Here is a 23217-nt window from a genome sequence, read left to right as displayed (position 1 = left end):
GAGAGGATATAGGATGAAGAAACTAGGGGTTATTATCGTCATATTTGTTCTTGCAGCATCGATCTCCGCATGCGGGGGAGACAATAACGCACCTGCAAAGCAGAATGATGCATCAGGCAAGAAGGATGCAACGAACAGTGCGACCAAAACCGCGGATTTCAAGAAGCTTGGGGATGAGCCGCTGAAATTATCGTTTTATTCCACTGGCGCTACCTTTACGGACGTGGAATTCGAAGCGATGATCGCAGGTCCCATTCATGCGAAGTATCCGAACGTAACCATTGAACGAATTACGCCAGCAGCGACGACGACTCCGGAGGAGGTGCTGTCCACACATGTGCCGGACATTATATTTGGCAGTGTGCAGCAGCGGGTTATTCGGACGGGTGTATATCAGGATTTAAGAGAATTAATCAAAAAACATCATTTTGACGAGAGCCGTCTCAAACCGATTGGCTACGACTATATCAAGGACATAACGAAGGGCAAAGGAGATGCGGTTCTCGCGCTACCTTTCAATATCAATCAGCATGTTTTGTATTACAACAAAGATATTTTTGATAAATTCGGCGTTCCTTATCCAACCGAGAAGCAGTTGACATGGGACGAAGCGGTAGAGCTTGGCACGAAGCTGACCAGAACAGAAAACGGCATTCAATATATCGGGCTTGTTGTAGACAATTTAACTGGTTTGGGTAAATCGCTGGGCATTCCTTACTTGAACCGGGAGACGGGGCAGGCTGCGCTCGATACGCCGGAATGGCTTCGCGTATTCGAGCTGCAGAAGAAGATTTTTGAAATACCAGGTTATGTAGCGCAGGACGGCACATGGAACTGGACTCGTGACCATTTCATGAAGGATCAAAACATTGCCATTCGGGTATCTTGGCTTGCCAATATGGTTGGTCCGCTTGAGGAGCTGCGCCAACAGGGTGTGGAGTTCAACTGGGATATCGCGCCGGCGCCAAACTTCAGCGATCAGCTTGGCAATACGAGAGAAGCGCAAATCCACTCTATTGCGATCAACAGCCAAAGCCCGCATCAAGATGAGGCGTTTCAAGTGATCGCAGAAATTTTATCGGATGAGGGGCAGCGAATTATTGCTAAGAACGGGCGTGTTCCAGCTATTATCAATCCGGAACTGGAGAAGGATTACGGCTTAGAAATACCGGTTCTGCAAGGCAAAACCGTTCAGAATGTTTTTATTGGGAAGCCCATTCAAGAGCATTTCATTCATCCTTATGAATCGAGCATTACGATACGGCTTACCGAAGCAGCTGAGGATCTTGCCATCCATGGTCTAGATGTTAACTCGGCTATACGCAAAGCAACGGATGCGATTAATAAAGATGTAGAGACTTTAAAAACGACGATCGGTCAATAAGCAGACGATGGAGAGGGGATTAAATATGGGAGAATCGGAGCGCAAATTAAATCTCAACGCCTTTTTGTTCGGGACCGGCCATCATGAAGCTTCATGGCGGCTGCCGGAGGCGGAGCCGAGCCGCAACCTTGATTTCGAGCATGTGCTGCAAATCGTTCAGACGGCTGAAAGAGGACTAATGGATTCCGTATTTCTGGCTGATGGCTATATCGGACGCTCCAATAAGCTCGAACCATTCACGGAGCTGGCTGCGCTGGCAAGCAGGACGAAGCATATCGGATTAATTGCTACGGTTGGCACTACGTATAATGAACCTTTTCATGTGGCGCGGAAGTTTGCCTCCCTAGACCACATAAGCAAAGGGAGAGCGGGCTGGAATATCGTTACGGGTGCTGGATCAGCCGCACATAATTTCGGCAGGGAGGATCATCCCGATCATGCGCTGCGTTACGAGGAAGCAGATGAATTCGTAGAAATCGCCAAGCAGCTGTGGGACAGCTGGGAGGATGAGGCGGTCATTAATGATAAAACGGTGGGAACCCGTATCCATAAAGACAAAGTTCATACGATTGATTTTAAAGGAAAATATTATTCGGTGAAGGGACCTCTAAATATCGCAAGGCCGCCGCAGGGTTATCCTGTGCTGGTGCAGGCGGGTTCCTCGGAGAGCGGCAAGGAATTTGCTGCAAAGGTAGCGGAAGTTATCTTTACCGCGCATCAAAGCATTGAAAGTGCTCAGCAGTTTTATAAGGATGTAAAATCAAGACTGCCGAAGTATGGAAGAGAGGCTGACCAGCTGAAGATTTTGCCGGGTATTAGCCCGATATTGGCAGACACGGTGGAGGAAGCGAGAGAAATCGAGAGCGAACTATTCAATTATGTAAATAAAGATGGTGCAATTAAACAGCTATCGGAACGATTAGGCATTGATTTATCCGAGTATCCGCTTGATGAGCCGCTTTCATTGGAGGGCGTGCGTGAAACGGATGAGGTTAATGGCAACAAAAGCAGACATCAGCTCATACTGGATCTCGTTCGCCATGAGCAGTTAACGCTGAAGCAATTGATTAATCGCCTAGCAGGAGCCAGAGGACATTTTACGTTTACAGGTACACCTCTTCAGCTTGCAGATGTGATTGAAAATTGGTTTGTTAACGGCGCTGCTGATGGGTTCAATGTTATGCCACAGATTTTCCCGAGCGGCCTTACGCAATTTGTAGACAAGGTGATTCCAGAGCTGCAAAATCGCGGATTGTTTCGGACGGAATATTCGGGAACGAGCTTGCGAGAGCAGCTTGGATTGAAGCGGCCGGCGAATATTCGTTATGAGAGCAAAGCTGTACTTTAAAAGACTAGGTGAGAGCATGTTGGCTATTAAACGACACAGCTGAACCTCATGATAGAGGAGAGAGAGATTAATCATGAAAAAACTTACGATAGGCGTAGTTATTTTAATGTTGTTTGCTATATTGGGGGCTTGTGCCAGTAAGGATAATACACCGGCTAACAAGGCTGAGAGCAATGCAAATAAGCAGCAAGAAACGAACGCAGCCGTAACGGAAGAAGCGGACTTCAAAAAGCTTGGTGACGAACCACTTACGTTGACCCTTTTCAGCACGAGCGGTACTTTTCCAGACGTGGAATTTAATACGCTCATAGCAGACCCGATTAAGAAAAAATATCCAAATGTAACTATCGAAAGAATAACGCCTGCGGCAACAACTACAAATGAAGAAGTGCTTTCCACACATGTTCCAGACATTATTTATTCCTCCTCTTCCTCCCATCAGCGCATTATCCGAACGGGCGCCTATGAGGATTTGAGAGAGCTTATTAAACGCCATCATTTTGATGAGAGCCGGATCAAACCGATTTTGTATGACTACATCAAAGATATAACGAAAGACAAGGGAGGCGAAATCTATGCGATTCCGTTTAACTCCAATCAGCATATCCTCTACTATAATAAAGATATTTTTGATAAGTTTGGTGTTCCGTATCCTACAGAAAAACAGCTGACCTGGGATGAGGTGCTGGATATTGCTGCAAAGCTGACTCGTACGGAGAATGGCGTGCAGTATATCGGTCTATCGGTTGACAACCTAACGGGGCTAGCCAAAGGGCTGGGGCTGCCGTACGTCGATCATGACACGGGAAATGCTGCACTCGATACGCCCGACTGGCTGCGCGTGTTTGAGCTTAACAAGCGCATCTTTGAAATTCCTGGTTACGTAACGCCAGAACATACATGGAACTGGGGTCGCGATCAATTTATGAAGGATCAAATTATCGGCATGCGGGTAACTTGGCTGGCAAATATGATCGGTCCGCTGGAGGAGCTGCGTCAGCAGGGCGTTGAGTTTAATTGGGATTTCGCTCCGGCACCAAACTTTAGCGACCAGCTGGGCAAAACAAGAGAGGCGCAAATTCATTCGCTTTCGGTGAACAGCCAGAGCAAGCATAAGGATGAAGCTTTCCAAGTCATTGCTGAAATTTTATCGGATGAGGGCCAGCGGATTTTATCTAGAAATGGCCGGGTTCCGGCTGTTATTAATCCAGAGCTGGAGAAGGAATATGGGCTGGACATTCCAGTGCTGCAGGGTAAAACGGTGCAAAACGTGTTTATTGGCGAGCCGCTGCAGGAGCATTACGTTCATCCCTACGAACTGGAAATAACGACAAGATTGACAGAGGCGGCTGAGGATTTAGCCATCAACGGGTTGGATGTAAACTCTGCAATTCGCAAAGCAACGGAGGCCATCAACAAAGACGTTGAAACGCTCCGAACGACAATAGGAGATAAGTAGATTAGAGAGCCAAAGCAAAGGTGCAGCGTAAAATGCGGCCCCTTTGTTTTGTGCTGTTCATTTAAGCGGATTGGAATGGGTTAAGGAAGGAAAGCGAAGGAGCAAGTGAATGTAACATTCATTTGCCCCTGCTTTTATTACGTATGCTGCTGGATATGAGGAATAATGGATCGGCATGCTTGGCGCAAGCCTGCAACGAAGCCGAAAGCGGGACCATGAGTAAAGGTCGCTAGTGGGCCGGCAAAGTAAAGTCCAGGTATGCTGCTTTCAAATTGAGCGCTTAGCAGAGGGAATTTTGTATTAGAATTTGGCTCTCGCTCGATAAGCTGCAACACATGGGACGGCAGAAAAGGCACCTGGTCTAGATTGATTTGGTAGCCGGTAGCGGCAATAACATGATCGACGAGGCGAGTTTCATTGTTTCCAAGCTGAAGCAGCACCTTGCCATCAATCGTAGCTTCTGCATGTGTAATGGCTGCGCCGCCAGTCATCGTCACTTTCCCTTCTACGTAGGGCTTTAAGAAAGGAGCAACACTGCTTTGACGCGGTGTATCTCTCCGCTCCTCCTTGAGCTGGTCGGACTGTAGATAGAACTGTTCAGCGGAGTCGATGAGCTTCTGGCCAGATTCGACATTATCCTCGCTTGCATACTGGACGGCGTCACGCCGGAACAAAAGCTCAACCTCGCTTCCAGCCATATGAAGCAGTGCGGCGGCTTCCCAAGCGCTTTGGCCGCTGCCGATAACAGCTACCTTCTTGTTTGCGTAGGGGTTAAAATCACGATGAGCGAAGGTGTGGGAGATGAGCGGTGGCGGCAACGAGCTTAGTACTGGAGGGATGTAGCTATAATGCTGCAAACCTGTAGCTATGACCACATGTTTGGCTTGATATTGCTTACCTTCGTGAGTAATTACGTTGAAGCCAGAGGATGAATAATGAAGCTCTGATACATGCTCCGAAGTGAAGGAGATCTCGGTTTGTTTGGCAAACCATAAGGCATAATCAACAAAATGAGGACGAGGAAAGGGGGGCTGCAGTTCTATGCCGGTTTCGCAGCTGAATCGTTCAATGGTGAATTCATCATTCTTATCGGAGAGACTGATGTAGCGTGGATGGGTGCGAATGAACATATTTTGCGGCATTTGCTCCTTCCAGAAAAACATAGGTTTGCCCAGAAGGACATAGGACATTTTGCTTGCGGCTGCATGAGCGGCAAGTGAAATTCCGTAGGGGCCTGCGCCAATAATGATGAGATCAACCACAGATTTCACCTCCATTTGAGTTGTTTTGATTTTATGCCGAGTATTATACTAAGAATAATATGTTTTACAATACACTTTTTTCTAAAAGGTACGATAGATCGTATTGCGTACAACAATGATGATTGACAAAAGATTTATTACGTGATAAATTTTCAGTACATTTTTTGCACTAAAACAGTTTGAATAATCGGGATTATAGTTCTACCGGAAAACCGGAGACAACAGTTGATCTGTGTCTTCGGTTTTTTTGTTTCAAGAGCACTTATTCATGTAGAGGAGGTAAAGCAATGAACGAAGTTATTGCTTTATTAAAAAACCATCGCTCCATCCGCAAATATAAAGACTCGCCCATTCCTGAGCAGCATTTGGAACAAATCATATTGGCAGGGCAAGCAGCCTCCACCTCATCCAATATCCAAGCTTACAGCGTAATTGCTGTAAAGGACACAGAGCGGAAGCGAAAGCTTGCGGAGCTTGCCGGCAATCAGCAGCAAATAGTTGAAAGTCCGGTGTTTCTCATCTGGTGTGCCGATCTAAATAAAGTCAGATTGGCAGCAAGGCTGCATGAGGATGTAGAGCTTCGTCAGAACGTGGAGCTGTTTCTGCTCGGAACGATTGACGCGACACTGGCTGCTCAAAATGCGGCAATCGCTGCGGAGTCACTTGGTTATGGGATCGTTTATATCGGTGGAATTCGCAATAATCCTAAAGAAGTAACGGAATTGCTTGAGCTGCCTGAGCTTGTCTATCCGGTGTTTGGCATGTGCGTAGGCGTTTCTGATCAAGAGCCTGATCTTCGTCCAAGATTGCCGCTCGCAGCTGTCTATCATCAAGAAACGTATAAGCAGAGCGGGTTGGAGGATGAAATTATTGCTTACGATTCGATCACTCGGGAGTATTATGCTACGCGCAAAGGCGGAGGCAAAGGCGGAGAGCAGGAAACAAGATGGTCTCGTGAAATGTTAAGAAGGTTCAAGTCGGATCGGCTGCGTGATCATTTGCATGACTTCCTTGTAGGTCAAGGGTTCAAGCTGAAATGAATTTATTTATAAAAGGCACAATCCATACCATACGACCGGACCACCGGAGATTTAGCTGACGATAAGCTAAGTCTCTTTTTTGTTAGTTAGATCATTTTATTTGGATTCTTATCTTTTTTATTAATCTAACGGGAAAAGCTCCAGCTAATTTTTCGAATGATTTAAATAGGACTCAATTAACAGGAAAAGTTCCTGTTAAATGGGCGGAAATAAGCGGTTTTATCAGCAAATGTCTAAATTAACAGGAGAAATTCCTGTTAAATCCATTTTCTCTTCGAATTCCGCTGAATTAACAGGAGAAATTCATGTTAATTACTCAAGTGGCACCAAATATCGTGGTGAAGAAACGAAGCCTGAGAAGCAGCATTGAACTTGGAGTGTTTTTATAATGAACCGAAAATGAGGGATGGCAAATGAGCGAGAATAAGCGGGACAAGAAGGCGCATTTTAACGTGTTTTTGCGTGGAGCGGGCCATCATTCTGCCGCGTGGAAACACCCGGATTCGAATCCAAAGGAGGATTTGGATTTGGAGTATTATGCGAACATAGCAAAGATTGCGGAGAGAGGGCTGTTTGATTCGTTGTTTACAGCCGACAACTATTCCGGACTTGGCAGGAGACTGGAGCCATTTACACTTCTCTCTGGGCTTGCTGCGCTGACTAAGCATGTTGGACTTATCGCAACCGTCAGTACAACCTATAACGATCCTTACCATGTAGCGCGCAAATTCGCTTCGCTGGATCATATCAGCAAAGGGCGGGCTGCTTGGAATATCGTAACGGGGCATTCGCAAGATGATGCTGAAAACTTTAATAAGACGGAGCATCCAGACGTGCAAAAGCGCTACGAAATCGGCGATGAATTTGTTGAGGTGACGAAGCAGCTTTGGGATAGCTGGGAAGAGGATGCATTGATTTATGACAGAGCCGCAGATGTCTCATTGGACAAAAGCAAAGTATACGAAATTAACTTTAAGGGCAAATACCACACGGTAAAAGGACCGCTTAACATACCGCGGCCTCCGCAGGGATATCCGGTTCTAGTGCAAGCGGGCTCCTCGGAAAACGGCAAGGAGCTGGCAGCCAAAACAGCGGATGTTATTTTTACGGCACAGCAAACATTAGGCGCTGCTCAGGCGTTTTATGCGGATGTGAAGGGGAGATTGCAGAAGCATGGAAGGACGCCGGAGCAGCTGCTCATTATGCCAGGGCTTAGTCCGATTGTGGCTGATACGGAAGCAGAAGCCCGCGATATCGAAGACGAGTTTAATGGACTGCTGAATACGAAGCAAGCATTAAAGCGGCTTTCAAACTATTTTACAGTAGATTTGTCAGAGTATCCGCTTGATAGTCTTGTTCCAATCGATAAAGCAAAGCCATACGGAACGATAACGACAGGCATTACAAGCCGGCAAGAGGTAGTGGTGGATGCTGCGGTACGAGACAAAATGACAATTCGGCAATTTCTTGCTCGAAGCGCAGCCGGTCATGGTCATGTATCGTTTACGGGTTCTGTACTGCAAACGGCTGATTTTATTGAAAGCTGGATTAGAAATAACGGCGCGGACGGCTTTAATATTTTGCCTCATATTTATTACAGCGGGTTGGAGACGTTTGTTGATAAGGTCATTCCTGAGCTGCAAAATCGCGGACTCTTCCGAACGGCCTATGAGGGCAAAACGCTGCGCGAGAATTTAGGGCTGGAAAAGCCGGAAAATAAACATAAAGCGATATGGGCTTTAAGCAGAGAAGCAGAAAAGATAAACGGCTGATTTCCATAACGAGGCAGCAGTTCTCATTCCGCTGCCGCAGCAGAAAACTAACGTTTGTATACATTTGAGGAGGTTGTTCATATGGCGATTCAATATCGAAATTTAGGCGCAAGCGGATTAAAGGTTAGTGAGATTAGTCTCGGGAGCTGGTTGACGTATGGCGGTTATGTCGAGCGTGAAAATGCAGTGAAGTCGATTCAAACGGCGTATGATCTCGGCATTAATTTTTTTGATACAGCTAATGTATATGCGAAAGGCGAAGCCGAGAAAGTAGTCGGAGAAACGCTGCGTGCTTATCCCCGTGAATCCTATGTGCTGGCGACCAAGGTCTATGGGAAAATTGGCGATGGACCGAATGATCGCGGGCTCTCTCGCAAACATGTGATCGAATCGGCAAATGCAAGCTTGAAGAGGCTTGGACTTGAATACGTAGATGTGTTCTACAGCCATCGCTTTGATCACGAGACGCCGCTTGAAGAAACGCTGCGCGCCTTTGAGGATTTGGTCCGTCAAGGCAAGGTGCATTATGTCGGCGTCAGCGAATGGACGGCTGCTCAAATAACCGAAGCGTTCGCCATCGCAGACAAATATTTACTCGATCGTATTGTCGTGAATCAGCCTATCTATAATTTGTTTGAGCGCTACATCGAGAAGGAAATCATACCGCTTGGCATTAAAAAGGGCTTCGGGCAGGTCGTGTTCTCGCCGCTTGCGCAAGGGCTGCTCACAGGGAAGTACTTATCCAATCAACAAGTGCCCGATGAGTCGCGAGCCGCGAAGCAAGAAAATTTTAAAAACCGCATAACTGAGGAAAAGCTGGCGAAGGTTGAGCTGCTGAAGAAAATCGCATCCGAACTGGAGCTGACGGTGGGTCAGCTGTCGCTCGCATGGATTTTGCGCCAGCCGAACGTATCCAGCGCTTTGATTGGTGCAAGCCGTCCCGATCAGGTCGAAGAAAACGTGAAGGCATCAGGTATTGCACTTGATCATGAGACACTAGAACGTATTGCAGCGGTTATCGATAACGGCCCTGTATCTACACGAGGTTCATTCTAATCATCTCTGGCCAAAAATGAGCAAAGTCCAGTAAAGAGCATCTCGTTACTGGACTTTGTCATGAAATCGCAAGAAGTAATTGCCAGTTAACGATATATCGTATAGTATGTAAATTAATACGATATATCGTTAACGAAGGAGATTGCACAATGACGAAAGAATGGCAGCCAGAGGAACAATTGTTTTTACATCATGCGAATGAAAGGGAGGGACACGGCTCGGGCAGACGTTTTTTCAGCCGCGGCGGAGTTAAATATGCTTTGCTGGCGCTGCTTGAACAGGAGGGCATGCACGGCTACCAAATGATGAAGGCGCTTGAGGAGCAATCAGGAGGCACCTATAAACCAAGTGCTGGCTCCATTTATCCCACACTGCAGATGCTGCGGGATCAAGGATTTGTAGAGTCCTCCAAGCAAGACGGCAAAAAGGTGTTTGAGATTACTGAGGAAGGCAGAGCTTATTTGCTGGAGGAGAACGATAATGCTGGAACGGGAATGGAACGCCCTGAGCAGAGTGAATCCGAAGACGAAGGCGCTCCCTTTGAGAGAAGAAAGCCGAACCGTCGATTGACGCCTGCTGGCAAGGAGCTGCTGCATTTGCTGAAGGCTGCAGAACGAGCGGCTGTCACTGATCCGAGCAAAGCTGCGCAGCTGCGCGTCATCCTGGATGACCTTCGAGTAGCGCTTCGCCAAATCACAACAGAATCCGAATGTGACAGCAGAGAAGGCGGCGCGATATGAGAGAGCAGCACAATTCAGCACCGGCATTTCGAGGCGGGGCAGGAATGGGCGGCATGAGAAAATTCGGAACAGGCGAGAAAGTAAAGCCTGCCAGCATTTACAGCATGTTTATACGAATATATGCGCATGCGCGGACGCAATTGCCCGCATTGATTGCAGCAGTGGCCTGCGTTATCGCCATATCGCTGCTTGAATTCATCGTTCCGCAGTTAACGAGACTGACGATTGACCACATCATTCCGAATAAGCTTTTTAATAAACTGCTGCTTATCGGCGGCGGCGTCATGGGAGCAGCTGTTGCGCTCGGTGCTTTGCGCTATATTAGCACTTCACTTATGGCTTCTATCGGTCAAAGGGTGCTATACAATTTGCGAAACGACTTGTACCGGCATATGCAGAGCCTTGATATTTCTTTCTTCGATCGCAATCGTACCGGTGATTTAATGTCTCGGGTTACGAATGACGTAAGCATCCTACAGCAAATGATTTCCTCCAGCATGATGCAGCTGTTTACCGATTTTTTCACCTTTACGGCCATTGCGGTTTATATGCTGTGGATCGATTGGAAGCTGACGCTAATGCTGCTTGCGACCTTCCCTTTTATGATTTTGACAACTAGATTTTTCAGCAAAAGAATGCGCTCCTCGTTCCGAACGGTACAGGAATCGGTGGCTGATGTTAGCGATCATCTGCAAAATACGTTAACCGGCATCCGCCTTATTAAAGCGTTTACTGCCGAGAATTACGAGTCCGAACGATTCTCCGAGCGAACACAGAAAAATATGGATGCGAATATTCAAGTGACTCGCCTGCGAGCCGCTTATGAACCTATTATTGATTTTCTTAATTTTCTTGGCCTTGCAATCGTCCTTGTTTTTGGCGCATGGCTTGCAATGAAAGAACAAATGACAGTGGGTACAATCGTTGCTTTTATAGCTTATCTCAGACTGCTGCAAAACCCGATTCGTCACTTCAGCCGCATTATTAATACGATTCAGCAATCGGCCGCCGCCTATGAACGCATTATGGAGGTTATGAACACGAAGGCTGAAATTATTGAGAAGAAAGGAGCTGTGAAGCTTCCGCCAGTGAGCGGGCATATTGTTTTTGATCATATTGATTTTGCTTATTCTAAGGATTCGACTGTGTTAAAAGATTTTCAATTGGAGCTTGCGGCAGGCAAGGTGACAGCGCTTGTTGGATCTTCGGGCTCTGGCAAAACAACCATTGCACATCTTATCGCTAGATTTTATGAACCTCAGTCTGGCGACATCACGATTGATGGTTATTCCTTAAAGGATATAACGATCGCGTCTCTTAGGGAGCAAATCGGCATCGTATCACAGGATATTGTGCTGTTCAATGGCTCTATTGAAGAGAATATTCGGTACGGCAATCTGCATGCGACAGATCAGGAAGTGCTTGCAGCGGCAAAAGCGGCAAATGCTGCCGGCTTTATAGAATCGTTCCCGCAGGGCTATGAGACGCAAATTGGCGAGCGCGGCGTGAAGCTGTCAGGCGGGCAGAAGCAGCGGCTTTCCATTGCGCGGGCGATTTTAAAAAATCCGCGGATTATTATTTTGGATGAAGCAACTGCATCACTTGATACTGAATCAGAGCAGCATATTCAAGACGCGCTCGCACAATTATTGCAAGGCCGCACTTGTCTCGTCATCGCGCATCGTCTGTCTACGATTCAGAAGGCGGATCGGATTTACGTATTGGAGCAAGGTGAAATCGTTGAGCATGGAACGCATGATGAACTGCTCAATCATCAAGGCCGGTACAGTCAGCTCTATGAGCTGCAATTCCCGCAAAAGGATGTTTCAGAACAATAATTTTGAAAAATAGGAAGTGGTCGCTTCTTGAAATCAAAAAGGCTGTTGGCCGATTTTTTTCGGAGTACGTGGCATATTTACCTGTTCTCTCTCTTTTTCCATTTGATTTCTAACCTGATCAACGTTTTTTTTCCAAAGGTACTGGGACAATTCACGGATAAGCTGCAAATTGGCGGATTAACAAGCAAGCTTATTGTGGATTACAGCATATTGCTGCTGCTTATTGGCGTTGGGCAGGTGCTGTTTAACGGCATCGCAATGTACTTGGTTATGTATGTAGGAAGAAAATTTGAATTTGTTGTTCGAAGAGGACTATTCAAGCATTTTACACAAATGGGCGAACGGTTTTATTCGAAAAATGGTGTAGGCAAGCTGCTCAGCTACTTTATGAACGATGTTACAGCTGTAAGGGAATCGATCTCGATGGGGGTCAATTCAACAGCGAATGCGTCGATGCTGCTCGTGGCTTCCATAACGATGATGCTTGTCAGCCATATTCCTTATTATTTGATATTGGCTTCGATATTTCCGCTGCTGCTTATCCCTTTTATCGTCGTATATCTCGGACCTATTATTAGAAAAAGGTCGCTTGAGGTGCAGGAATCTCTAGGCCTCATGACAGAGACGGCAGAGGAGCAATTCGGCGGCATTCGTGTAACGAAAAAATTTGCGGTAGAAGACATTATGAATGAGCGCTTCGGCAAAACGGTCGACCAGATCAGGCTGAAGCAATTGCGGCTAGTGCGCGTTTCATCTTTTTTCCAAGCGTTGATTCCTTTTCTAGGAGCAATTTCTTTAATCGTCGCGCTTGCTTTTGGCGGTTACATGACGATCACGAAGCAAATTACGCTGGGCAACTTCGTTGCATTGACGCTTTATATTAGAATGCTGATGAATCCACTCCAGCAAATCGGCAATGTCATTAATTCGATTCAACGTTCTCGCGCTTCACTTGAGCGTTTAAACGGCTTATTGTCGCAGCAAACCGAAATTATGGAGCTTCCTAACGCGAAAGAAGTGAATTTGACAGACGCGGGCATTACGATTCGTAATTTATCCTTTTCATACGATCCGTTGTCTAGTCCAGTACTGAAAAATATTAACCTGAACGTTAAACCAGGCTCAACACTTGGCATCATCGGGCGTACAGGGAGCGGCAAGACAACATTGATGAAGCTGCTCCTTCGCACCTACGACCCGCCTCCAGAGACGGTCTGGTATGGAGAAACAGATATAAGAGGAATGACGCTTGAAAGCTTGCGAACTCAAGTTGCCTACGTACCGCAGGACGGCTTTTTGTTCAGTACCACAATTAGAGAAAATATTGCTTTCTCAAATCGAGAGCTTGAGCTTGAAGCGGTTGAGCAAGCTGCGAAGCAAGCTCAAATTTATAATAATATCGCTGAGCTGCCTGATCAGTTTGAAACGAGGCTCGGCGAGCGCGGATTAACCTTATCCGGCGGTCAGCGTCAGCGCACAAGCTTGGCCCGCGGAATGATTAAGGATGCTCCGATTATGATTTTGGACGATAGTGTTAGTGCTGTAGATGCGGTGACAGAGAAGGATATTATAGAAGCGATTCAAACGGAAAGAGACAGCAAAACGACGATCATTATTGCGCACCGAATTAGTGCAATCAAGCATGCGGACGAAATCATTGTGATGGATGACGGCTTGATTGTGCAGCGGGGCACTCATATAGAGCTGCTCTCGCAGCAAGGACTCTATGCGACGCTTCATGCGATTCAGGAGGAGGGAAGTCAACATGCGACCGGCACAAGCCATTCATAATTGGCAGGCAGATCAGAAGGCTGATCCGAATCAACCGGAGCAGAAACCGGAATATGTCTCGGCCTTCCGCACATTGTTCGGGTATGCGAGACCTCATCTATGGGCTTTTATTGGTGTGTTTTGTTGTACGTTAATCGCGATTTTATCTGATTTGTTCCAGCCTTTTTTAATGAAAATAGCGATCGATGACAATTTGTTATCCGGCAAAAATGACTACAAAGGGCTGCTAACCATTTGTTTCATATATCTGGGCTTATCCGTGTCTAGTTTGCTTTTTAGCTATTTGCAAAACAATCTGCTTCAAAATATTGGGCAAAGCATCGTGTCGCGCATTCGCAAGCAGCTGTTTGGTCATATTTTGAAGCAGTCTATGCGGTATTTCGATCGGATGTCGAGCGGCAGCTTAATTACGCATGTCTCAAGCGATACAGAGGCGCTGAACCAGTTTTTTAATCAGGTGCTGCTGAGCCTGTTTAGGGATGGGCTTACACTCATTTTTATTATGGTGATGATGTTTCAATTAGACACGGAGCTTGCGCTTTATTGCTTGATTTTATTGCCGATCATATGGGCGATTGCGATCGCCTTCCGCTCCTTTATGCGCACGACCTATCAGCTTGCTAGAACGAGGCTATCCCGGCTTGTAGCGTTTGTTGCCGAGAACCTGTCGGGGATGAACCTTGTACAGGTGTTTCATCAGCAGAAGGAGCAAGAGAAGCAATTCAACGAGAGAAACAGCTTATATTTTAAAGCAAATCTTCGGGAAATTCGGACGAATGTTGTGTTTGGCCGAACCTTTGATATTTTGAGCAATTTATCGATTGCTTTTGTGACATGGATTGGCGGGAATGCTGTTCTTGGCCACCAGCTGGAATTCGGCGTATTGTATGCGTTTATTACGTATATCCGCCAGTTTTTTCAGCCAATTAATACGATTACGCAGCAATGGAATACGTTGCAGTCTGCTACCGTTGCCATTACGAGAATTTGGGGCGTATTCGCGAATAAGCCGGACATTACAGACCGCGAGCTTGAATCGATCGAGCTGCATAAGACGGATAGCGATGAAGAGGCGGATGAACGTCAAGCATCTATATCCACTTTGAGCTTGGAGCAGGTGAAGGGCCAAATCGATTTTAATCGGATCTCCTTCTCCTATGAGGAAGGAATTCCGATCATAAAAGATTTGGATTTGCATATCCATTCGGGTGAGCTTATTGGCGTCGTAGGAACAACAGGAGCGGGCAAAAGCTCATTGATCAGCTTATTATGCAGATTCTATGATGTGAAGGAAGGCAGCATACGAATAGATGAGATCGATGTGAGGGATATCCCGCAAGCAACCTTGCATCGACTAGTCGGCTTGGTTCAGCAGGAGCCTTATCTGTATTCGGGCAGCATTATTGAGAATATAAGAATGTTCGACGAATCCATTTCTCGCGAGGAGGTTATTCGTGCCTGTGAATTTGTAGGCGCGGATATGATTATCCATAAGCTGAAGGATGGCTACGATACGATGCTGTCAGAACGCGGCAGCGGTTTATCCGCAGGTGAGCGGCAGCTGATTTCTTTTGCGAGAATTATTGTGTTCAAGCCTAAAGTGCTTATTTTGGATGAAGCGAGCGCTAACTTGGATTCTCATACGGAACAATTAATTCAAAATGCGCTTCAGGTCGTATCGCAAGATCGAACAACCATTGTAATTGCGCATCGCTTGTCGACGATTATGCAGGCGGATCGGATTATTGTGATGAGCCATGGTGAAATCGTGGAGCAAGGCAATCATCAGGAGCTGCTGGAGCATGATGGACACTATAAGGAGCTGTATGAGCATTCGCAAGGCAATATTGCTGTATAAAACTCTTTTTGCGCCATTTTTCCTTTTTTCGGCACGAGCCGCTAGGCCATTCATCATATAGGAGGCAGATTAGATGAGTCATGTTGTCAATCATATTACGGATTTGATAGGAAACACGCCTTTGGTTCGTTTGAACAGGGTCGTGCCGGACGGAAGTGCAGAAATTTATTTGAAGCTGGAGTTTTTTAATCCAGGCAGCAGCGTAAAGGATCGAATTGCCATCAGCATTATTGAAGAGGCGGAGCGGGAAGGGAAGCTGAAGCCGGGCGATACGATCATTGAAGCGACGAGCGGCAATACGGGCATTGGAATCGCATTGGTAGCCGCAGCAAGAGGCTATAAAGCGGTGCTTGTTATGCCGGAGACGATGAGCTTGGAGCGCCGCAATCTGCTGCGGGCATACGGTGCAGAACTAGTGCTTACGCCCGGAGCCGAGGGAATGAAGGGAGCGATTCGCACCGCGAAGGAGCTGCAAGAGAAACATCCGGATTATTTTCCAGCGCTGCAATTCGATAATCCAGCAAATGTGAAAATTCACCGGGAAACGACTGGTCCTGAAATCGTAAGAGCTGTGGAGTCGCTTGATGGCAAGCTGGACGGTTTTGTAGCAGGTGTGGGCACAGGAGGCACGATTACGGGCGCTGGCGAAGTACTGCGTGATCGCTTCCCTGATATCCATATTGTAGCTGTTGAGCCGTCCTCATCACCGGTTTTATCGGGAGGTGCTCCTGGCCTGCACAAAATTCAAGGCATTGGCGCGGGTTTTGTACCTTCAATATTGGATGCCGATATTTATAACGAGATTATTCAAGTGAGCAATGATGATGCATTCGAGACAGCTAGAAGAGTGGCCAAGGAGGAAGGGATCTTAGGCGGCATTTCCTCAGGAGCAGCTATATATGCCGCTATTCAATTGGCGCAGAAGCTGGGCACCGGCAAGCGGGTAGTTGCTGTAATCCCAAGCAACGGCGAGCGCTACTTGTCAACGGTGCTGTATCAACAGGAGCAGCAGCTTTAAAGGTTTGGTCATAGTAGAAGGACAGACAGCCAGAGGCGATATAGCCAAAGGCTGTCTTTTATTTGCTGCTGCGGATGGAGGGAGCGTAAGGCAGCAACAGGCGCAGACTGTTCTGGAGTGAGCGGTTAGGTTAATAGGAATGGTTCATTGACTAAACGATTGTTTGCTTTGTTGAATGAGCGCCATCTGGGGTTTAAGTCTGGTTTCTAGACTAATTTGCACGTATCAAGCTGGATTGGTGGGAATTGATCTAGTTTCTATATCTATTTTTGCTGAATTGGTGTTTGGACGGGAATTGTGTGGCGATTTACTTACAGATAAGACTAGTTTTTAGTCTTATATGCACGAAACCAGCTAATATGATGGAAATAGAACTAGTTTCTAGTTATATTTCTGCTGATTTGGTACTTTGAGGGGTATATTGGGTTGATTTATTTACGGATAAGACTAGTTTCTAGTCTTATTCCCACGAAACCAGCTAATTGGTTGGAAATAGAACTAGTTTCTAGTTCTATTTCTGTTGATTCGCCGATTAGACGAGAATAGTGGGGCGAGTTTACTTACGGATAAGACTAGTTTCTAGTCTTATTTGCACGAAACCAGCTAATTTGATGGAAATAGATCTAGTTTCTAGATCTATTTCAGCTGATTCACTTCTTAGAGAATATATGGACTGATTCGCCGCATGGATGTGTATGTGAATTGATTTGTAGTATCACACATCACAACAAGTCACAGCAACTCACTGAAGACCAAACACTTTGTCACAACAATAAGCGCCACATGAATGCTTGCCTTATCAAGCATGAACCTATTAAAATGAGGAAGCGATCTTAGTCGCAGTCATGGCCATTTCCGACACTATCATTTTTCACACTATATAATAGAAAGAAGCAGATGCAGCGATGAATATTTTCTTTCACATTTTAATGACAAACGTGCTTCCGATGGTCATCATGATTGGGCTTGGCATTATTATTCAAAGAGCGTTCAAGCTGGATATTAAAACGTTATCGAAGCTGAATTTTTATTTATTTTCACCAGCTATTATGTTTGACCTCCTGTATAAAACGGACATTTCTGCCCAAGTGGTAGGGAGAATTTTATTGTTTTTTGTGCTGTTTATGGTTACGCAATATATTATCGTTGAGCTGGTTATTAGAATAAGAGGGTATCAGCCAAGCATGAAAAGCGCGATGCGCAACAGCGTCTTATTCTATAACAGCGCAAATTACGGCATACCGCTTAATCAGCTGGCTTTTGCAGGAAACGAGAAGACACTCGCTATTCAGATATTAATTATGATGATGCAATCTCTTATACCGAACACGTATGGCATATATAACGTCAACGCGCACAAAGCAGATATGAGGGCGATTTGGCGGACAATTATCTCAATGCCGATTATATATGTCATCCCGCTTGCCTTCCTGCTCAGAGGGTTCGATGTTCCCATCCCGCAGCCTATAGCTACACCGATCGGTTACTTATCAGCAGCGTTTATCGGTACAGCGCTTATTACACTGGGCGTACAGCTGGGTAATATGGAGTGGAAAATAAAGCGCTCACTCCTCATTGATGTCAGCATATCGGGCATACTCAGACTGATTGCCGGTCCTTTGCTCGCATGGCTGATCGTCTGGCTGATGGGACTCGACAAGCTGACGGCAGCTGCCCTCATCGTTTCATCAGCTGTCCCTACTTCACTCAGCAGTGTGCTGCTCGCTGTAGAGTTCGACAACGAGCCAGAGTTTGCCTCGCAATCTGTTTTCGTTTCTACTATTTTAAGTATAGTCACGGTTACCGCAGTCATTTTTTTCTTAAATCTTGATATCTAGAAACTAGTAAACCTATCAACCTCTTAATTTTGAGTTTGTTAGGTTTTTTATTTCTTGTGCAACAAGATGGACAAGGTTAAAATGGAAAAAGATACAAGGGCAATCGATTTATTGGAAATGGAGGTCTATTACTAGATGCTGCCTATCGCGCATGATATTATTCATGCAAGCGCTTTAAAAAGAACATTTGGACGTGGAAACGGTGCAGTTACCGTGTTAAAAGGTGTTGATTTGTCGATACCATCCGGCAAGCTTATTGCCTTTAAAGGAAGATCAGGTTCTGGAAAAACGACGCTTATTAATTTGTTAAGCGCACTGGACCGTCCGACCGAAGGGAATATTACGTTTGCTGGACGCGATTTGACGGCGATGTCGAATCATGAGAGAGATATGGTACGCCGCAAGGAAATGGGGCTTATTTTTCAATCCTTTGCGCTCATTCCTCTGATGTCAGCCTATGAGAATGTGGAGTTTATATTAAGAGTTTCAGGTATGGCGGCAAACGGCCGCAAGGAAGCAGCGATTAACGCTTTAGAGCAAGTTGGCTTAAAAAGCCGCATGCATCATCGGCCATTCGAGCTATCGGGCGGAGAGCAGCAGCGAACAGCTATAGCACGGGCAATTGCCCATAAGCCGAAGCTGCTTTTGGCAGACGAGCCTACAGCTGAACTGGATAGCCGCACAGGCTTGCAAATTATGAAAGTATTTCGTGATTTGGTAGAAATGGCAGGAATGACAATCATCATGACGACACATGATCCTGCAATAATGGAAATTGTTGACCATGTTTATGAATTGGAGGATGGACAAATTGTCGCAAAAGCTTAAGCCGATACTCGGCTGGTCATTCGCGCTGCTTCTTAGCGCTTCACTAACAGGGTGCTCCTTGCTTCCTGCCGAGGAGGCAGCCTTGAAACCTCCTCTTGTTAAGCCGGCGCAAGAAAATTACCGCACGGTAACGGTCGAGAAGGGGACAATTACACAAGAAATTAAAGGAAGCGGAAGCCTGGAGTCGACACAATCAGAGATTGCGCAGTTTAAAGGACAAGGCGGCCGTATTGCGAAGATGATGGTTACCTCGGGAGCGCAGGTGAAAAAAGGTGATATTTTAGTTCAGCTTAATGTAGATGGACTGGACATTCAACTAAAGGAACAGCAGCTCGCCTATGCCAAAGCTAAGCTTTCATTTAAACAGGCCAAATTAGGCGGTGACAATGATGCGATCGATATCGCTAAGCTGCAAATGGATATTGAACAGTTAAAGCTGGATCGTTTGACGGCGACCTTTAACAGCAAGCAGCTTGTTGCCGAAATAAACGGCCAAGTAACTTTCGTAGAGGATCTGAAGGAAGGCGATTTTGTTGAGGCTTATCAAACGCTTGTTGTCATATCCGATCCATCTCAGCTGCGTCTAGCGCTGCGAGTTGAATCAGGTGCGGAAATTAGCAGCGTTGATGTGGGTTTCCCAGCAATGGTTACGTTCGGTTCCGAAGAAGTGAAAGGCAAAGTCGTACAAACACCATCATCGGCACCTTCAACGCTGAACCAGCAGCTTCAGGATCGTTACTCCAAAACATTATTTATTGAAGTGCCGAAAGTGCCTGGAAACGCCACAATCGGTGCGTTTGCTGATGTCAAAATTATTTTGCAGCAGCGTGATGATGTACTCAAAATTCCACGCAGCGGCGTGCGCAGCTTCCTTGGCAGAACATTCGTAAGAACGCTTGAGGATGGCAATAAAATTCGTGAGATTGATGTTGAAACGGGCATAAAAGGCTCGACGGAAATTGAAATTACGAAGGGCTTGGAAGAAGGCGCGATTGTTGTACTTCAATAATGAGTCTGTATAGAACGATCGATAACCATCAACTAGCTCCATAAGGAAGGTTATGAGCCGTTTACGCTTGGGAGGTTTTGAAGTGGCTTTGTTTATTATGATTATTCGTAAAATGGTGCAAAATAAGTGGTTGGTCGGGAGCTTGTTTATTGGCTTAGTCATGTCCGTAGCCTTGGTAAGCAGCATGCCGATTTATTCGGAAGCCATTTTATCGAGGATGCTGGTCAAGGATTTGGAGACTATGCAGAGCGAGCGGGGGATATATCCCGGCAATCAATACAATAAACTTTTTTACACGAAAGAAACACCGGAGCAAGTAAATAAGATTTATACAAAAGTAGATCGCTACATACGTGAGCAAGCACAATCCAACTTTGGCATACCGGTGCAGGAGCTTATCGTTGATTTTCAATCCAGATCAATGAAGATCAGGCCGGAGAATGATCCTGAGCCAGATACGAAAAAAAATCTCAAGACGATGTCGCTGCGCTCCTTCAGCGATCTTGAGAAGCATATTACGCTGACGGACGGCAGAATGCCGGCTGAGCAGCAGCCAGTTGATGGCGTTTATGAGGTGCTTGTTACAGAACGAAGCCTCGTTCAGTTCAAAACAGTACTGGATTCAAAGTTTTATGTGAACGACGATAAAATTGCCGGGGAAATAGCATTTAAACCGGTAGGCGTATTCAAGAAAAAGCAGGATGACGACCCCTATTTTAGAGATACGGATCTAAGCGAGCTAAGCTCAAGCTTTGTCATTAGCGACAAACTCGCCAAGCAGCAGCTCATGCAGGAAAGCCGGATTCCGGTAGCGTCCGTTGGTTGGTTTTTTGTATTGGATTATTCAAAGCTTGAGCTAAGCTTGGTAGATGGCTTCATACAAACAACGAATAAAATTCGCAACGTTATGCTTAATAATGTAACGATGTATCAAGCCGTCTCGGAAACACCGGCTCTGGATACGATTTCGAAATACATGGTGCGGGCAGAACAGCTGAAGACGCTCATGTGGTCGCTTAATGTTCCTGTTTTGATTATGCTCGGGTTCTACATGTTCATGGTATCCAATCTAATTGCGGATCGGCAAAAAAATGAGATTGCTGTTCTGCGAAGCAGAGGAGCTGCACGTTGGCAGGTTATTAGCTCTTATGCAGTGGAAGGCATTATTTTATGCGGCATCGCCTTTGGTGTGGGTCCTTTGCTTGGCGTCATCCTAACCGAGATGCTTGGTGCATCCAATGGTTTCCTTGAATTTGTACAGCGCGTTCGGCTGCCTGTCAAACTTACGGACGAGTCTTTCCGTTATGGAGCCATTGCCTCCGGCGTTTGTTTTATCATTATGATGATTCCTATCATTATGGCTACTCGCGTCTCTATTGTTGGTCATAAGCAGCAGCTCGCTAGACTTTTGAAATCACCGTTATGGCACAAAATGTTCCTTGATGTGATTGCATTAGCGTTAGCTATTTATGGCTTATACACATTCCGGAAAAGGCTTGCTGATTTGCAGAGCTTAGGTTTAAATGCAGATGATTTGAACATCGATCCGTTGCAATTTGTTGTTCCTGCTTTGTTTATTATGGGTGCGGGTTTGCTCTTGCTTCGTTTGTACCCGTGGGTTCTTAGACTCATCTATTGGATCGGCAAGAAATGGTGGCCGCCTTCCGTATATGCGACATTAATTCAGGTTGGACGCTCCAGTTCGCAATATCAGTTTTTAATGATTTTTCTTATTATGACGATTGCTACCGGCGTATTTAGCGCTTCAGCGGCAAGAACGATCAACAATAACACAGAGGATCGAATCAGGTATGGCAATGGCGCAGAGGTTGTATTGACTACACAATGGATGAACGATGCACCGCCGCCCCCGCCTCCGGGAGCACCGTCGACGCCGGCGCAGGATCTAGCTATGCTCGCGCCAGTCCATTACTTGGAGCCGGCATTCGAGCCCTTTAAAGCACTCAAAGGCGTAGAGCATGCAGCTAAAGTATTCAAGAAAGAAGTCGCCTTTAGCGTAAATGAAAGCAATGGCCCTGCAACGTTAATTGGTATCGATTCCGATGAGTTCGGTGAAACAACGTGGTTCCGTGACAGCTTGCTTGACTATCCGCTTAATGATTATTTGAACCTGCTTGCAGCAGATCCGCAGGCTGTTCTCATATCGCGGACCTTAGCCGATCAGAACAAAGTGAAGCCTGGCGACACGATTTGGGTAGGCTGGAGCGACGTACCGCAGCAGCCGTTCAAGGTGTATGGCATCATTAATTATTTCCCAACCTTTAATCCGAACCCTGCTGTAGGCAGCGTAAATGTTAGTGAAGATAAAGATACATCGGGTGGCCGAGCACCGATGCTGATTGTCGGCCATTTGCCGCGTATTCAAGTTCAGCTTGCACTTGAGCCTTACGACGTATGGCTTAAGCTAAAGCCGGAGGTGAGCACTTCCGAGTTTTATGAGGGGCTTAAGGAATCGAAGCTTCCGATTACGAATATTGTCAATACAAGAGAGAAGCTTGTGACTGCCAAAAACGATCCGTTCCTCATGGCACTAAACGGTATTTTGACTTTAGGTTTTGTCTTGTCGATTCTTGTTAGCTTTATCGGGTTTCTATTATATTGGGTACTATCACTCCGAGGCCGGACCTTGCAAAATGGTATTTTGCGCGCGATTGGCCTATCGCTGAGACAGCTCATCGGCATGCTTGGGGTTGAGCAGCTGTTAACATCGGGCGTTGCCGTTCTTATTGGAATAGGTGTCGGAAATATCGCGAGTCGATTGTATGTGCCTAACTTCCAAATTGCGTTTAATCCAAGCAGCCTTGTACCGCCTTTCAAGGTTATGTTCGATGCTACGGATTTAATACGGATCTATGTGCTTGTCGGCTTTATGTTGGTCATCGGACTTGGCATATTAGCTTATATGCTATCGAAGCTGCGTATTCATCAAGCGATCAAGCTAGGGGAGGATTGACG

The 23217-nt window shown here is 46.1% G+C and carries 17 protein-coding genes; 16 read left to right on the top strand and 1 reads right to left on the bottom strand.

Annotation, left to right across the window (positions count from 1 at the left end):
• Positions 1-13: 13 nt before the first annotated feature.
• The 3 genes from AB4Z45_RS07355 (at position 14) to AB4Z45_RS07345 (ending at position 4191) form a co-directional block, all read left to right on the top strand.
• On the top strand, positions 14-1384 hold the full coding sequence (locus AB4Z45_RS07355) for an ABC transporter substrate-binding protein (protein ID WP_441908522.1): 1371 nt from the start codon (positions 14-16) through the stop codon (positions 1382-1384).
• Positions 1385-1409: 25 nt separating this feature from the next.
• The gene (locus AB4Z45_RS07350; RefSeq protein ID WP_441908521.1) at positions 1410-2732 is read left to right on the top strand and encodes an LLM class flavin-dependent oxidoreductase; all 1323 of its coding nucleotides are present in this window, start codon (positions 1410-1412) and stop codon (positions 2730-2732) included.
• Positions 2733-2805: 73 nt separating this feature from the next.
• A complete protein-coding gene (locus AB4Z45_RS07345) occupies positions 2806-4191 on the top strand; it encodes an ABC transporter substrate-binding protein (RefSeq protein WP_441908520.1) in 1386 nt (461 codons plus the stop codon).
• Between the two features lie 137 nt (positions 4192-4328).
• Here AB4Z45_RS07345 and AB4Z45_RS07340 read toward each other — a convergent pair whose 3' ends face one another.
• A complete protein-coding gene (locus AB4Z45_RS07340) occupies positions 4329-5453 on the bottom strand; it encodes an NAD(P)-binding domain-containing protein (RefSeq protein ID WP_441908519.1) in 1125 nt (374 codons plus the stop codon).
• A 287-nt stretch (positions 5454-5740) separates the two neighbouring features.
• Between AB4Z45_RS07340 and nfsA the strand changes: the two genes are divergently transcribed.
• The 13 genes from nfsA to AB4Z45_RS07275 all read left to right on the top strand — a co-directional run bounded on the left by nfsA (position 5741) and on the right by AB4Z45_RS07275 (position 23215).
• A complete protein-coding gene (gene nfsA / locus AB4Z45_RS07335; protein WP_441908518.1) occupies positions 5741-6493 on the top strand; it encodes an oxygen-insensitive NADPH nitroreductase in 753 nt (250 codons plus the stop codon).
• Between the two features lie 229 nt (positions 6494-6722).
• Positions 6723-6863: a hypothetical protein gene (locus AB4Z45_RS07330; protein ID WP_441908517.1), complete on the top strand. Its 141-nt coding sequence runs from the start codon at positions 6723-6725 to the stop codon at positions 6861-6863.
• A 43-nt stretch (positions 6864-6906) separates the two neighbouring features.
• Entirely contained in the window at positions 6907-8265 is a 1359-nt protein-coding gene (locus AB4Z45_RS07325; protein ID WP_441908516.1) for an LLM class flavin-dependent oxidoreductase, read from the top strand.
• A gap of 81 nt (positions 8266-8346) precedes the next feature.
• Entirely contained in the window at positions 8347-9321 is a 975-nt protein-coding gene (locus tag AB4Z45_RS07320) for an aldo/keto reductase family protein (protein ID WP_441908515.1), read from the top strand.
• A 149-nt stretch (positions 9322-9470) separates the two neighbouring features.
• Positions 9471-10061 (top strand): PadR family transcriptional regulator, encoded by a 591-nt coding sequence (locus AB4Z45_RS07315; RefSeq protein WP_441908514.1) that lies wholly within the window; start codon positions 9471-9473, stop codon positions 10059-10061.
• A complete protein-coding gene (locus AB4Z45_RS07310; RefSeq protein ID WP_441908513.1) occupies positions 10058-11899 on the top strand; it encodes an ABC transporter ATP-binding protein in 1842 nt (613 codons plus the stop codon). The genes AB4Z45_RS07315 and AB4Z45_RS07310 overlap by 4 nt, the downstream gene beginning before the upstream one ends.
• Positions 11900-11926: 27 nt before the next feature.
• Entirely contained in the window at positions 11927-13690 is a 1764-nt protein-coding gene (locus AB4Z45_RS07305) for an ABC transporter ATP-binding protein (RefSeq protein ID WP_441908512.1), read from the top strand.
• Positions 13665-15548: an ABC transporter ATP-binding protein gene (locus AB4Z45_RS07300; protein ID WP_441908511.1), complete on the top strand. Its 1884-nt coding sequence runs from the start codon at positions 13665-13667 to the stop codon at positions 15546-15548. The genes AB4Z45_RS07305 and AB4Z45_RS07300 overlap by 26 nt, the downstream gene beginning before the upstream one ends.
• A 73-nt stretch (positions 15549-15621) precedes the next feature.
• On the top strand, positions 15622-16566 hold the full coding sequence (gene cysK / locus AB4Z45_RS07295) for a cysteine synthase A (RefSeq protein WP_339204702.1): 945 nt from the start codon (positions 15622-15624) through the stop codon (positions 16564-16566).
• A 905-nt stretch (positions 16567-17471) separates the two neighbouring features.
• Positions 17472-18404 (top strand): AEC family transporter, encoded by a 933-nt coding sequence (locus AB4Z45_RS07290; RefSeq protein ID WP_441908510.1) that lies wholly within the window; start codon positions 17472-17474, stop codon positions 18402-18404.
• 135 nt (positions 18405-18539) lie between these two features.
• Complete coding sequence (locus AB4Z45_RS07285) at positions 18540-19232, top strand: ABC transporter ATP-binding protein (protein WP_441908509.1); 693 nt, start codon at positions 18540-18542, stop codon at positions 19230-19232.
• Complete coding sequence (locus AB4Z45_RS07280) at positions 19216-20241, top strand: efflux RND transporter periplasmic adaptor subunit (RefSeq protein WP_441908508.1); 1026 nt, start codon at positions 19216-19218, stop codon at positions 20239-20241. The genes AB4Z45_RS07285 and AB4Z45_RS07280 overlap by 17 nt, the downstream gene beginning before the upstream one ends.
• An 82-nt stretch (positions 20242-20323) precedes the next feature.
• Positions 20324-23215, top strand: coding sequence for an FtsX-like permease family protein (locus tag AB4Z45_RS07275; protein WP_441908507.1), 2892 nt, complete (start codon positions 20324-20326; stop codon positions 23213-23215).
• Positions 23216-23217 lie beyond the last annotated feature (2 nt).

This window comes from Paenibacillus sp. MCAF9, assembly GCF_052114265.1.
Classification (GTDB): domain Bacteria; phylum Bacillota; class Bacilli; order Paenibacillales; family Paenibacillaceae; genus Pristimantibacillus.
Note: the sequence above shows the minus strand (reverse complement) of the source record. Positions and strands in the feature narration are given on the sequence as shown.

Bases quoted from the DNA above. Each gene is read 5' to 3' on its own strand.
- AB4Z45_RS07355 (WP_441908522.1), top strand. From the start codon at position 14: ATGAAGAAACTAGGGGTTATTATCGTCATATTTGTTCTTGCAGCATCG.
- AB4Z45_RS07350 (WP_441908521.1), top strand. From the start codon at position 1,410: ATGGGAGAATCGGAGCGCAAATTAAATCTCAACGCCTTTTTGTTCGGG.
- AB4Z45_RS07345 (WP_441908520.1), top strand. From the start codon at position 2,806: ATGAAAAAACTTACGATAGGCGTAGTTATTTTAATGTTGTTTGCTATA.
- nfsA (WP_441908518.1), top strand. From the start codon at position 5,741: ATGAACGAAGTTATTGCTTTATTAAAAAACCATCGCTCCATCCGCAAA.
- AB4Z45_RS07330 (WP_441908517.1), top strand. From the start codon at position 6,723: ATGTCTAAATTAACAGGAGAAATTCCTGTTAAATCCATTTTCTCTTCG.
- AB4Z45_RS07325 (WP_441908516.1), top strand. From the start codon at position 6,907: ATGAGCGAGAATAAGCGGGACAAGAAGGCGCATTTTAACGTGTTTTTG.
- AB4Z45_RS07320 (WP_441908515.1), top strand. From the start codon at position 8,347: ATGGCGATTCAATATCGAAATTTAGGCGCAAGCGGATTAAAGGTTAGT.
- AB4Z45_RS07315 (WP_441908514.1), top strand. From the start codon at position 9,471: ATGACGAAAGAATGGCAGCCAGAGGAACAATTGTTTTTACATCATGCG.
- AB4Z45_RS07310 (WP_441908513.1), top strand. From the start codon at position 10,058: ATGAGAGAGCAGCACAATTCAGCACCGGCATTTCGAGGCGGGGCAGGA.
- AB4Z45_RS07300 (WP_441908511.1), top strand. From the start codon at position 13,665: ATGCGACCGGCACAAGCCATTCATAATTGGCAGGCAGATCAGAAGGCT.
- cysK (WP_339204702.1), top strand. From the start codon at position 15,622: ATGAGTCATGTTGTCAATCATATTACGGATTTGATAGGAAACACGCCT.
- AB4Z45_RS07290 (WP_441908510.1), top strand. From the start codon at position 17,472: ATGAATATTTTCTTTCACATTTTAATGACAAACGTGCTTCCGATGGTC.
- AB4Z45_RS07285 (WP_441908509.1), top strand. From the start codon at position 18,540: ATGCTGCCTATCGCGCATGATATTATTCATGCAAGCGCTTTAAAAAGA.